Raw genomic sequence first — 12,892 nt, 5'->3', positions numbered from 1 at the left:
CTACAGGGTGACCAGATCGCCGCGGCGCCACAGGTACCACGATCCGGCGCTGCGGTAGGGCCGCCAAGGCTCGGCGAGCGTCTCCATCTCGGCGGGCTTCGGCATCGCGTCGAGGCCGTACGCAAGCTTCATGGCGTTCTGAATGCCGAGGTCGCCGACGGGCAGCACGTCGGGACGGCCGATGCAGAACATGAGCAGCATGTCCGCCGTCCATCGCCCGACGCCTTTGATCTCCGTCACCGCGGCGACCACCTCGTCGTCCGGCATGCGCATGATCTTGCGGTCGGAGAGGTGCCCGTTCGCGAAATGCTCGGCGATGCTCCGCATGTAGCCGGCCTTCTGGCGCGAGATGCCGGCCGTGCGCAATCGCTCGTCGGTCGTCGGAGCGAGCTGGTGCGGATCCGGAATGCGGCCATCGAACATGGCGAGGAAGCGCCGTTCGATGGCGGCGGCCGCTGGGCCTGCGAGTTGCTGGTAGAGGATGGCGCGCAACAGCGACTGGTAGGGCGCCCCGCGCACTTCGATCGCGTACGGCCCCACGCTCTTCACGATCTCGCGCATGACGGGGTCAGATTTCAGCAATTGTTTGCGCGCCGCCTCCGCATCGTACGGGAGAGGGCGGCGGCGCATGATCGTGCGCACGCGGGTCAGCCTCCGGTCTGCGTCAGGTGCTGCTCCACATGCCGGAGGCGGCCATGTCAATCGATGCGAGCGCTTCGACGAGCGCTTCGTTGACGTCCGCGTCGCCATCGGCGCCGGCGCGTTCCATGATACTGCCGAGGTACTCGCGCATCGCCTGCAGGCGGTCGGCGGCGTCGTGCGAGTTGCTCGTCGCCACGACGAATCGCGCCGCCGCGGCGCCGTTCGTGTAGCTCATGATCGGCTTGCGTTGTGTGTTCATAACGAGCTGAAAAACGTCGGGACGTGCGTAGTGCCCGGCGATGTCGCGCGAGTGCTTCTGCTGGATCGCGTGTTCGATGTCGATCTCGGCGTACAGGATCTCTTCGCGGTCGAAGACCGGACCGGCGAGGTACTTGCCGTCGGGGCCGATGATGCTGGTGCCGCCGTTTGCCTCGGGGACGGTGCCCAACTCGGAGGGATACGATTCCGGCGTGACGACGCCGCACGCGGCGACGACGAAGCAGGCGCCCTCGAACGCGTACTGCCGCGAACCGAAGTCGATGTGGTCGTTCTGCGATGTGTATGCGGGCCAGACGCCGCAGTGCACCTGCTCGCCCTGGGCGTAGAGCGCATACTTTGCGAGCGTCATTTCGTGTTCCCAGCAAATCAAGCCGCCCAGGCGCCCGATCTCAGTGTCGACGACGTCCAGGTCCGAGCCGTCGCCGCAGCCCCAGATCGTGCGTTCGGTGAACGTCGGCATCAGCTTGCGATGCCGGTGCATCACCTCGCCCGTCGGCGAGAGGTAGAGCAGCGTGTTGAAGATCGTGCCGCGGCCGATCGTGTCTCGTTCGTTGATGCCGATGGCGACGTAGGCGTTTGCGCGCTTCGCGGCCTGCGCAAGCTGATTCGTCTCCCGCGACGGGACTTCGACGGCGTTCTTCCACAGTTTTACGAAGAGCTTGCTGGAAAAGACGCCGGGCGATGAATGCCAGAACGGGTACATCGGGACCCAGGTCTCAGGAAAGACGATGAGGCGCGCGCCCGCGTTGCCGGCCTCGACGATGAGTTCGCAGGCCTTGTCGATCGTCGCTTCACGGTCGAGGTAGACGGGCGATGCTTGCACGGCCGCGGCGACGTACTTCGGCAGATTGTCCACGGTTGATGATCCTCCCGTTGTCCGCCCGTCCGCGCGAGCGGTGCATTCTACCAGCCATAACGTCCAGATCGGCCAGCAGAGTCATCAGGCGAGCGCCTGATTTTCGAAAGGGCGAGCTTTGGAAATCGTGCGGAGGCCGTGAAGTGCTTTGCGGGCGATCTCTTCAGACGCCGAGCGTATCCCAGATGCCCACGCGAAACCCCACGCTGCAGCTTCTACCTCCGGGCTGCTCAGGCGGTTGCTACGCTGCAGCCACGATGGCTGAAGAAATGCACGACGGCCTCATCGCGCGGCTGACACGGTTGCTCGGCGATAGCGGTGTCGCCTTCGACGAAGCGACACGCGACGCCGCCGGCTGGGACGCGCTGGGCAGCCAGCGCGGGTTCGACGATGGATCGCACGTCCGGCCCATGGCGGTCGTCTATCCGTGTACGCCCGACGACGTGGTGGCGATCGTACGCGTCGCGAACGAGACCGGTTCTTCGGTCGTGACGCGCGGTGGTGGCACCGGCCTGATGGGCGCCGCGCGCTCTACGCGGCGGGGCATTGTCATCGACACCAAACGCATGGCGCGCGTGCGCGAGATCGACGTGACGTCACGTATCGCATGGGTCGAAGCAGGCGCAGTGCTCGAGCAGGTCGATGACGCGTTGCGGCCCCACGGGCTGATGATCGGCCACGATCCGTGGACATACGGCATCGCCACGATCGGCGGTACGATTTCGACGAACGGCCTTGGGTTCTTGGGCGGCAAATACGGCAGCATGGGCCAGCAGGTGCTCGGCTTCGAAGCGGTGATGGCCGACGGGTCTATCGTCCACACGCGGCCGGTGCGTCCGAAGTCGGCAGGCGCCGACCTGTCATCACTGATCGTCGGTGGCGAAGGCCAGTTCGGCATCATCACCGCCGCCGCGTTGCGCGTCTTCCCGCTTCCCGAGTCGCGCCAGCGCGTAGGCTACAGATTCGCGAATTTCGAACGCGGCTTCGCCGCGATCCTGGCGCTGCACGCGCTGGGGATCGCGCCGGCGCTGCTCGACTATGGCGAACGCCCGGCCGTGCCCGACGGTGTTGGATGGCGCGGCGCGCGCGATGCCGCGCCGCCGACGCTCTTCCTGGGCTTCGATGGCCTCAGCGAGGAAGTGCGGGCGCTCGTCTCGCGCGCCTCCGACATCTGCAAGCGGCACGGTGGCAGCCGTATCGATGACGCGGCGGTCGAGGAATTCTGGGACAGCCGCCACGTCGTCGCTGACAATTTCGCGAAAGGCCGAGCGGCGCGTGCGGGCGTGACGCCAGCGAGCGGCGAGGGACGCTGTTTCGACTACATTCATGTTTCGCTGCCGCCGTCGCGTGTATTGCAGTATCGGCAGCAGGCATGCGCCGTCGCCGTGCTGCACGACGTGCACGTGCTGGAGGCGGGCGTGTGGGTGTCTCCCGGACTGTTCTCGCTGGCGATGGCGAACGTCGCGCCGACACATGAAGAAGCGCGCGTTCGCATGTCGGCGATGGTCGACGAGTGCCTGCGCGCGGCGCACGCAGCAGGCGGATCGATGGAGTACTGCCATGGCGTCGGGATGCGGCTCGCACACCTGATGCGCGAGGAGCACGGCGCCGGGCTGGACGTGTTGCGGCACCTCAAGCGCGGGCTGGATCCATCGGGTGTACTGAACCCGGACAAGCTGTCGTTGACGTAACCACGCGTTGCATCGGCGCGACGGCTATGAGGCCGGGCGCGCGGACACGACGTGAGTCGCGTTCAGATGCTTTAACCGCCAGGCGCCGGGCGCTGCGTGGCGAGGCGGTCGGCATCACACGTCGGCGCAGGTCACCGAGAGGATCGGCGGCAGCGTACCCGGCAGGCGCTGCCAGCGATCGCCGCCGTCGATGCTCGCGAACACTTCGCCGTTGCTTGTGCCGACGTATACGCCCTCCGGGTCGGCGCCGTCGGTGTCCATGCCTTCGCGGTACACGCTCTGGTAGTCGTGCGGGCCGGGGAGGCCGTTCGTCAGCGGTTCCCACGATGCGCCGCCATCGCGCGTGCGGTAGACGGTGAACTGGCCATCGGCGACGCGGAAGTTGTTGTACATGCCGGCGAAGGCCAGCGGCACGACGTAGGCGGCGTCGGCGCCGCGGCGGGTGACGGCCATCGGGAAGCCGTGGAACGACGGCAGTCCTTCCGTGACATCGACCCAGGTCCTGGCGCCGTCGGTCGAACGGAAGACGCCCGTGTGCGCCTGGCCCCACAGGGTGTCCGGGTTCTTCATGTCAATGCGCAGGCGGTGCATTTCGGTCTGGCCCACGGGGTCGACGTCTTCCATCGGGAATTCCTTCGCGAGTTCGGCGTTGAAGGCGAGCGCCATCTGGGTCGTCGGGACGACGTTGTGCGTGCACTCTTCCCAGGTCGCGCCGCCGTCCTTTGTGACAAAGGCGCCGCCGGCGCTGACCACGGCATACATGTGGCGCGCGTCGCGTGGGTGGATCTCGATCGAGTTGACGCACGAGTCGCCGCCGCCGGTGCCGGACCACTTGTCGCGGCCCGGGTGACGGTTCAGGGCGTCGACGGGCGCCCAGTTCGCGCCCCAGTCTTCGCTGCGGAAGAGGCCGGCGGGCTGCACGCCGGCGTACACGACGCCCGGCTCGCCGGGCCCGCCCGGCGCGACTTCCCAGACGTTTTGCACCGTTACGCCCATGTCCTTCGGGAAGGCGAGGCCGGGGCTCTTCCAATCCCACTCCGTGCCGTGATCGTCGCTCTTCGCGACGGACGGCCCCCATGCCCAGTGGTTCGCCGCCGCGTAGAGTCGCGGCGTCTCCCGCCGGGTGTCCGCCGCCATGTGGTACACCGTCCAGCCGGTGAGGATCGGCTCGCTGACGCGCCACTTTTCACGGCGCGTGTCTGATTCGTAGATGAAGGCACCCTTCTTGGTGCCGACCAACAGCTTCATGCTTGGCTCTCCTTCACACTTATTCGTGGTGTAATACTTCGGTCTCGTCTCTCCCGCAAGGATCGACGAATGGCTGGCGCCGCGATCGACGGGGGTTACAGACATGTTTTGTCGAGATGCAACATCTCGCAAGCGCCGCCAAAGGAGCACCACTTGAAGCAGCCGCCGACGTTTACAGGATTGCATCTCTTCGTCCGCGATATGCGGGCGACTGCGGCGTTTTATCGACGGCTCGGCTTCGACGTGCCGGACGACGAGCAGCACGCCGTCTTCTCGCTGGCCAGCGGCGTCGTGGTAGCGCTTGGCAGCCACGCACTCACGCAGTCGTACAACCCCGGCTGGCAGGCGCCGCCGGGTAAGGGCGCGATGGCCCTGCAGTTCGACGTGCCGTCACGGCAGGCCGTGGACGACCTCTACCACGACCTCACCGCGGCCGGGTACGACAGCGAACTGGCGCCTATCGACGCCTTCTGGGGCGCGCGATACGCCGAAGTGCTCGATCCGGACGGTAATACCGTCGGCTTTCACAGCCCGCGGGACGCGAGTATGCGGGGAGCGCCGCCAGGGGCAGCGGGCGTATCGTAGCCGCATACCGGCGACCATCCGAGGTGAGCGATTGTGCTCGCGCGATCGACTACGAGCGGCGTTTGCCGAAGAGTGAGCCCAGGATGCCGCGCGTGAGGCTGCGTCCGAGCTGACTGCTGGCGGAACGCGCGGTACTTTTTGCGACCGTCTCCGCCATGCTGTCCGATTGCCGCCGTCGCGGCGCAGCCGGCGCCTTCTTCGCGCGTGCGTTCTCGCGCTTCGCTTCTGCGAGTTGCTCGCGCTCTGCGGCGTCGCGAGCGGCCTCCGCCTCCGACGCTGCCGCGCGCGTCTTGAGCATCTCGTAAGCCGACTCGCGATCAACTTCCTTCTCGTAGTGGCCCGCGATCACCGATGATGCCATGATCTGCTTGCGCTGTGCATCGTCTATGGCGCCGATCTGTCCGTGCGGCGGCATGATGAGCGCCCGTTCGACGATCGTCGGCGCGCCGTCGTCGTCCAGCACGGAGACCAGCGCTTCGCCGACACCAAGCTGCGTGATCGCATCTTCGACCTTGAAGGCGGGGTTGGCGCGAAACGTTTCTGCCGCGGCGCGGACCGCTTTCTGGTCACGCGGGGTGAAGGCGCGCAACGCGTGCTGCACCCTGTTGCCGAGCTGCCCCAACACCTCGTGAGGGATGTCGAGCGGGTTTTGCGTGACGAAATATACGCCGACGCCCTTGGACCGGATGAGCCGCGTCACCTGCTCGATGCGGTCGAGCAGCGCCTTGGGCGCGTCGTCGAAGAGCAGGTGCGCCTCGTCGAAGAAGAAGACGAGCTTCGGCTTGTCGAGATCGCCCACTTCGGGCAACCCCTCAAAGAGCTCGGAAAGCAGCCAGAGCAGGAACGACGTGTAGACCTGCGGTGTGTTGAGCAGACGGTCGGCGACGAGCAGGTTGACGACGCCATTGCCGTTCGCGTCGGTCTGCATGAGATCCTCGAGCATGATCGACGGTTCGCCGAACAGGTGCTCGCCGCCCTGCTCTTCGAGCGCGAGCAGGCCGCGCTGAATGGCGCCGATGCTTGCCGGCGAGACGTTCCCGTATTGCGTCTTGTAGGTGGCCGCGTTGTCGCCGACGTGCTGGAGCATCGCCCGCAGATCAGCGAGATCGAGCAGCAGCAGTCCGTTGTCGTCGGCGACGCGGAAGACGAGCGTGATGACGCCTTCCTGCGTGTCGTTGAGATTGAGGAGCCGCGAGAGCAGCAGCGGCCCCATTTCCGAGATCGTGGTACGCGCCGGATGGCCGCGTTCGCCGAACACGTCCCAAAAGACCGTCGGGCAGCCCGCAAACTCGTGGTCGGCGATCCGCAGCGTTCGCAGGCGCTCGGTCAGGCGCGCCGATGATGTGCCGGGTCGGCTGATGCCGGAGAGGTCGCCCTTGATATCGGCCGCGAACACCGGCACGCCGGCCCGGCTGAAGTGCTCGGCGAGCACCTGCAGCGTGACGGTCTTGCCGGTGCCCGTGGCGCCGGCGATCAGCCCGTGACGGTTCGCCATGCGGGGCAGCAGGCGCACGTCTTGCGATCCGCGGGCGATCAGCATCGGATCGGGCATGGCGAACCTTTCGTTGCGCGGATGCTGCTGCCGATCATACCGAACGAGACCGATCCCGCTCGATCGAGCGGCGATCCGATTCGCGAACCAGGCTCCGTACGATGGGGGCTCAAGGCATAGACGCGAAGGAGTCGAGCGATGGACGTGGATCAGTTCGTCGTCAGCGTCAACAGCGAGCGGCCGGAGGACTTGATCGCGTTCTATCACGACATCGTGGGCCTGACGCCGAATCCCGACGCCGGGCCGGGCGCGTTCATGGCGGGATCATCATCATTCATCGCGCTGATCATCGAACGCCATAGCGGCGTGCGGGGCGCGACGAAGGACCCCGACCGCGTGATGCTCAACTTTCTGATCCATGACCTCGCGTCGGAGGAGAGCCGCCTGCAGTCGCGCGGAGTAACCTTCGTCCGAACGGCGACAGAAGAGCCCGGATTCGGTATCGTCGCGACGTTCGTCGACCCGGATGGGAACCACTGCCAGCTCATGCAGCTCGCATCGTGATGCGCGGATCATGATGCCCGGCGCCAGACTGAGACGCGCACGTTGAAGGAGATGGGAATGCGTTGGCGACGCGCTTTCCGAGCGAGTGCAATCCATCGCCGTCCGACAGGCGTAGATCGCGGAGAACAAGCCGCCGCGCCCGGTCCGGCGTCAAGCGATGACGGGCGATCTCGTTCGAGTCGGATGTGGCCGACATCCCCGGGAACCCGGCCCGGCCTTCTGGGACGAACGAGCCGCTTGTCGTCGGGATGCTATTAGCGTAGCATCGCCCTCCAGCAGCACCGCTCCCCGCCAGGCCGCTGGATGAGACTCTCGTAGCGAGCGGCGGCAAACCATGCCTCTCGCCTGGCAGCCACTCGGTAGGAGAAGGATCATATGCGTTACGTCTGGTCGCTGTCGGTCGCGCTCGTGATCGCGTTCGTTGTGCTGGCAGCATCACCCAGCCGCACCGCCTTCGCTGCGTTCCACTGCATGCGCATCCACGCCGTGATGCACGGATATCAGGGGAACAATGCGGTGCAATATGTCGAGCTGCGCATGAACATGAGCTCGCAAAACTTCCTCGCCGGCCACAAGATCGAGTTCTTCGACGCCGGAGGGACCGTGAAGGCAACGTTCACCTTCCCCGCCGGATCACCCTCGGTGCCTAACGGCGCACTGGGGGACTCGGTGCTCATTGCGACGTCCGAGTTCGTCCCGTACGCGAACGGCGGCGCCCCCGACTTTACGTTCTCGGGCGCCAATACGGTGGGTGTGAATGGCGGTGACCCACTCCATCCGGTGCAGGGGGCGAACGGGCTCGTCCACTTCGCGCGGCTTAACGACAACTGCGACGTAGGCGCAGTAGCAGGCCCCGGCGAAGTGGACTCGCTCGCGTATGGCTCCGCCACAGCGCACTTCGGCAGTGCCGCAGCCACGCTGCCATCGCCGGCGGACACGCGCGCGCTGCGGCTCGAAGCTCTGACAACCGTGCCCAGCGCAAACGACGCGGAGTATGAGTTGGCAGCCGTCTCGCTGACCACGTTCGGCGTCGCTCCGGGGAGCCTGGCGTCAAACCTGGAGACACCGCGGAACAATGGCCGCACGGTGCTGCGGCTACAGGCACCGACATCCGTGGGAGGCGTCGTTGAGCCGGCCGGTTCAGAAGCGGTCGCCCCGATTTCGTCCGGGAGCAATGACGATGGCAGGCCGTGGCGCGGCTATGCGTACGGGGCGCTGGCAGCACTGCTAGCGCTCGCGGCGACCGGCGGCTTCCTTCGTTGGCGGAGGGGCTGAAGGGTTCCCATGCCAGGCTTGCGTCGCACGGGGATCGTATTCGCCGGCCTCGTGATCTGCGCGGCCGTGGCGGCAGCCGCCCTGGCGTTAGTGCGCCGGGAAGATCGACCGGACGAGACAGGGCCGCGGGCCGTGATCGTCGATCAGCTATCGTCCGCGATCCCAAATAGCGGGTTGATCGACGAGGCGACATCTTTGCTGGAAGGCGCCGGCTACGAGGTCGACTACGTGCCGGGCGAACAAGTCACGGTGGACTTCTACCGGCACTTGCCAGACGGGCGGTACGACGTGGTCCTGCTCCGATCACACGTCGCGCGCGAGAACGTGAATGGCGCGTGGGGTGCCGCCACGTTATTCACTTCGGAGCCGGTAGATGCTTCGATCAAGGAGCGCGGACTGCCGCTGGATCTGCTGGGTATCGTGACCAATACGTATGAGCCGGGCAAACGTTACGTCGGTGTGCGGCCAACGTTCATCGAGCAGGCGCTGGCAGGGTACCTCGACGATGCGACCATCATTTTGATGGGCTGTGATGGCATGCTGGACGACGCCCTCGCCCTGGCGTTCATCGCCAGAGGAGCGAAGGAATTCATCAGCTGGGACTACCCGGTGACGCCCGAGCATAACGATGTAGCCGCGTCGCGACTGCTGCGGAATCTGCTGCTGGATCGGGATCCGGTCAAGATTGCCGTTGCCGACACGATGGCTGAAGTGGGAGCGGACCCCGCGTTCGGTGCGCGCCTTCGTTCCTACCCGTGACCGCGCCGCCCGCCCACGGAATGGCATGACGAGACCAGAAGCGCCGCCACCTTGGCGATTACGGCGTGTGGTGAGGGCGGGGGATGCGCTAGAGGCAAGGCTTCGCGTTGAAGATACGCTGGGCGATGGCCAAGAAGTCGCCGGTCGAGTTCGCGACGCCGCTTCCATCGAAATCGAAGTCCTGGGTCTGCGGTCCATTGTTGAAGATGGCATGCGCGTACGCGAGTAGATCCCCGGTCGAATTGAGAGCGCCGTTCCCATCGACGTCGGCCGCCTCGCGGCAGTCGCCCATGCCATCGCCGTCGCTGTCGATGACGGTGGCCGCCGTACCCCATTGCCGCCGCTCCCACCCGTTGAGCAGGCCATCGGCGTCGGCATCAGCGCTGTCATCAGGCAACGGCCCGGGCTTGCTGAGGCGGTCTCGGGGGTGCGTGCCCCGCAGGCACTCATAGCCGTCTCGCACGCCGTCGTTGTCGGTGTCCCAGCTCGGCCCGTCGTCCGTGCCATCGGTGCCCATGGGCGGCGCCGGGATGCCGTTGCCGTTGTCATCGTTGGTGTTGTCGCCGCGTGCGGCGTTTGGATGCAGGGTCTCACTCAGGTTGAACGCGCCGCACGCATCGGCGGATTGCTCGTCGATGTCGGCAAGACCGTCGTTGTCGTCGTCGAGGTCGCAGACATCGCCCGTAGCATCGCTTTGCGGCACCGTGAGATCGTCGCCGGCCAGAGATGGGCCATTGCCGGCGGCGCCTTCCGAATTCTGCTGATCCGGGTTGGCGATGGTGGGGCAGCTGTCCTCGTCAGTGTTTGCATTCAAGGGGGCGTGCGAAGTAGCTGGCTTATCCTTGAACCCGTCGCCATCGGTGTCGGGGCTGAGAGGACTCGTCCCCTGGGCGAGGTCACCGCCGTCGGTGATGCCGTCGCCGTCGCTGTCTGGCGCGAGCGGGTCGGTGCCGAGCGTATCCTCGGTACCGTCGCCGAGCCCATCGCCATCGGTATCGTGAACGCAAGGATCCGTGGCGAGGAACTCTTCCTGGGCGTTCTCGAGGCCGTCGCCGTCCGGGTCGGCCGTTGCGTCGGGTGTGAGCGGATCGAGGCAGGCGTGGGCGCCCTCGTAGACATCAGCCAGGCCATCGCTGTCAGCGTCTCCCGGCGCCGGGTCGCACGGAAAGGCTGAGTCGTCGAGGACGGCCGCCAGGGCGTCGACGCGGCAGGTCGCGACGCCGTTTGCGGGATCGATGATGATCTTCCCGCGCTGCTTGAGTCGCGTGCGCAACTGCTCGGGCGTGAGGCCGGGCTCCGCCTCCAGGACAAGCGCCGCGGCGCCGGCCGCCATCGGCGAGGCCATGGAGGTCCCTCCCCATGTGCCCGTGCCACCGACGACCGTCGACGTAACGCGCGCGCCGGGGGCGAGCAGTTCCAAGCCGGCGCTGGATTGAGAAAAGCAGGTCACCGCGTCGGCGGCCGTCGTGAGGTCCATGCAGGCTGACCAGGCCACCGCGCCCACGTTAGCATCGTAGACGGCACCGACGGATGCCACGCCCTGCAGGCACGCGGGATACGCGAGGCCCGTCTTCGACGTGCTATTCCCGGATGCGGCAAACGTGACGATGCCGGCAGCGTTACTGGCAGCGACGGCATCGGTGAACGCCGGGATGAATGATTCGCACGTGCCGTCGGCGTGGCTGGCGCCATCGCCCAAACTCAGGTTGATGATGCGCACATCGCCGTGCTCCGCCAGAATTTCGTCATACGCAGAAAGAATGTCTGCAACAGTGCCGTTGCCTGCATTGTCGAGGATTTTGAACGCCTTGATCTGCGCATCGGGCGCGATGCCGGGCGCCGTCCCGGAGGCCGTCACGATCCCTGAAACGTGGGTGCCGTGGGAGTTGCCGTCTTCCGCGGAGCCTCCCACCTGTCCACCCCCGGGACACGTCCCGGCCAGCAAGAAGCACCTCTGGTACACCAGGTCGTCGGCTAAGAGCGGATGATCGGAGTCGATGCCGCTGTCCAGCACCGCGACCACGACTCCGGCGCCGGTGCGGTTCAGCGACTGGTGCACGGTCGGTGCATTGATGAGCAAGGATGACTGCTGCAAATCGGCATGGACGCTGATATTGGATGAAACGGCGGACACAAGGGGATGGCTGGCCAATGCATCGAGGGCCGGGGGCGGCGCCTTGACTACCATCGCCGGTATGAGTTCGTACGTCGCGATTATGGACAGGGAATTCGGTGGGACGTCGCGCAGGACTTGGTCGCGGAGCGTTGCTATCTCGTTTCGCGCGCGCGTGCGATCAAGCGTGGTCCGAGGCGCGACTGGAGGATTCTGTGCCTTCATGGACACGATCGCGATCTCGTCACGGTCGAAAGCATCGCTTCGGGCAGGACGCGCGGGCGCAGCACCAATCGCGACCAACATCAGCGCCAGCGCGCTAACGCGAACGATCAGAAGTGAGCGACGGCTGTGTTCGATCGTCACGGTCTCCGGACTTGCGCTACCATCGAGACGAGTCCGCCCATTCTACGCGACGCGCGGGAGGGCAGGCAGAGGCCAGATGCGGAAGCGACCATCCGGTGAGCGGCGTGGTGCGGCGAGGTCGCGGCCAACCGGTGACGCCCTATTTCAGATTCGGATGCGGGAGATGCGGGTAATGCGGACGTGCCGACGCGATGAGGCGCGACATCAGCACGCTACTGTTGGATACGCGTCCCGCAAACGTGGCAGTACGTGCCTGTCGGAGCATGCGGTGTACCGCATTCCGAACAGAACTTCGCTCGTTGGGCAGCACCACGAACAGAGACGTCGCCTGTCACGGTCACACCGGTATTCGTTTGGATTCTTGCACCACGTACCAAGTTGCGAACGAAGAGCCAGACGAACCACGCTGCGATTGCGAGCAGAGGCTTGATGATTGCGGCTCCTAGGCTCGCAAACAGCGACAACACTGCGAGTGCGATGACGAACCCGATGTACCACCTGGGCATGGAATCCTCCATGGCGAGGTCAAGTCGCCCCCGAGAGGATCGGCCGTGGATGAGAGGACTTCACGGATCCGCACGCGCGAATGGGTTTCGCATGCAAGTTGCGCACAGCTTCGCTTCTTCCCGTACGTGCCCGCACCTCGCACGCTCCTAACGCGGTGGGGAGGCGCCCCGCCGGGCGCTATCTCGTGATCGTGTATGACCGGCGGCGCGCATGGAAGATGCACACACCCTCCTCTTAATCCGCTGACCGACCGATAGAAGTATGTAGTTCGCGGAGAAGTCGGAGATGGCCATGCGCATTGGTGTCGTTGTCGCGCTCATGACCGTGCTCGTCGCTGCAGCAGCGGTGCTCAGTGCGCGAGGGACCGGTCCGTCGGACGTTTTGGCGGCCGTGAATGATCCTACGGAGACGCCGACCGAGACACCGCTTCCGGGCACGGCAACTCCGACGCCCACGCACACCCCGACGCCAATACCAACCGAGACATCGCTCCCGGACACGGCGACGGCGACCAT

Annotated in this window: 10 protein-coding genes; 5 read left to right on the top strand and 5 right to left on the bottom strand. The window is 65.9% G+C overall.

The features are described from left to right. A complete protein-coding gene (locus tag WEB52_00655) occupies positions 1-642 on the bottom strand; it encodes a DNA-3-methyladenine glycosylase (protein ID MEX2224937.1) in 642 nt (213 codons plus the stop codon). Between the two features lie 22 nt (positions 643-664). After that, positions 665-1,777, bottom strand: coding sequence for a carbon-nitrogen hydrolase family protein (locus tag WEB52_00650; protein ID MEX2224936.1), 1,113 nt, complete (start codon positions 1,775-1,777; stop codon positions 665-667). Positions 1,778-2,034: 257 nt separating this feature from the next. On the opposite strand from WEB52_00650, the gene WEB52_00645 reads away from it, so the two are divergent. Continuing rightward, a complete protein-coding gene (locus WEB52_00645) occupies positions 2,035-3,468 on the top strand; it encodes an FAD-binding oxidoreductase (GenBank protein MEX2224935.1) in 1,434 nt (477 codons plus the stop codon). 114 nt (positions 3,469-3,582) lie between these two features. Here the strand turns inward: WEB52_00645 and WEB52_00640 are convergent, their stop codons facing one another. Continuing rightward, complete coding sequence (locus WEB52_00640) at positions 3,583-4,716, bottom strand: exo-alpha-sialidase (GenBank protein ID MEX2224934.1); 1,134 nt, start codon at positions 4,714-4,716, stop codon at positions 3,583-3,585. 153 nt (positions 4,717-4,869) lie between these two features. Here WEB52_00640 and WEB52_00635 point away from each other — a divergent pair, with 153 nt between their 5' ends. Further along, positions 4,870-5,301 (top strand): VOC family protein, encoded by a 432-nt coding sequence (locus WEB52_00635; GenBank protein MEX2224933.1) that lies wholly within the window; start codon positions 4,870-4,872, stop codon positions 5,299-5,301. Between the two features lie 49 nt (positions 5,302-5,350). Here the strand turns inward: WEB52_00635 and WEB52_00630 are convergent, their stop codons facing one another. Continuing rightward, positions 5,351-6,853 (bottom strand): helicase HerA-like domain-containing protein, encoded by a 1,503-nt coding sequence (locus tag WEB52_00630; protein MEX2224932.1) that lies wholly within the window; start codon positions 6,851-6,853, stop codon positions 5,351-5,353. Between the two features lie 138 nt (positions 6,854-6,991). Here WEB52_00630 and WEB52_00625 point away from each other — a divergent pair, with 138 nt between their 5' ends. The 3 genes from WEB52_00625 to WEB52_00615 all read left to right on the top strand — a co-directional run bounded on the left by WEB52_00625 (position 6,992) and on the right by WEB52_00615 (position 9,391). Further along, positions 6,992-7,357 (top strand): VOC family protein, encoded by a 366-nt coding sequence (locus WEB52_00625; protein MEX2224931.1) that lies wholly within the window; start codon positions 6,992-6,994, stop codon positions 7,355-7,357. A gap of 375 nt (positions 7,358-7,732) precedes the next feature. Beyond that, positions 7,733-8,632 carry a hypothetical protein gene (locus WEB52_00620; GenBank protein MEX2224930.1) on the top strand — a complete coding sequence of 300 codons (900 nt, stop codon included), beginning with the start codon at positions 7,733-7,735 and terminating at the stop codon, positions 8,630-8,632. A 132-nt stretch (positions 8,633-8,764) separates the two neighbouring features. Further along, complete coding sequence (locus WEB52_00615) at positions 8,765-9,391, top strand: hypothetical protein (GenBank protein ID MEX2224929.1); 627 nt, start codon at positions 8,765-8,767, stop codon at positions 9,389-9,391. 88 nt (positions 9,392-9,479) lie between these two features. Here the strand turns inward: WEB52_00615 and WEB52_00610 are convergent, their stop codons facing one another. Further along, complete coding sequence (locus tag WEB52_00610; GenBank protein ID MEX2224928.1) at positions 9,480-11,870, bottom strand: S8 family serine peptidase; 2,391 nt, start codon at positions 11,868-11,870, stop codon at positions 9,480-9,482. Positions 11,871-12,892: the final 1,022 nt, after the last annotated feature.

Source organism: Dehalococcoidia bacterium (assembly GCA_040902535.1).
Lineage (GTDB): Bacteria > Chloroflexota > Dehalococcoidia > DSTF01 > JACRBR01 > JBBDXD01.
The sequence above is the reverse complement of the archived record's forward strand: the minus strand, read 5'-3'. Positions and strand labels throughout refer to the sequence as shown.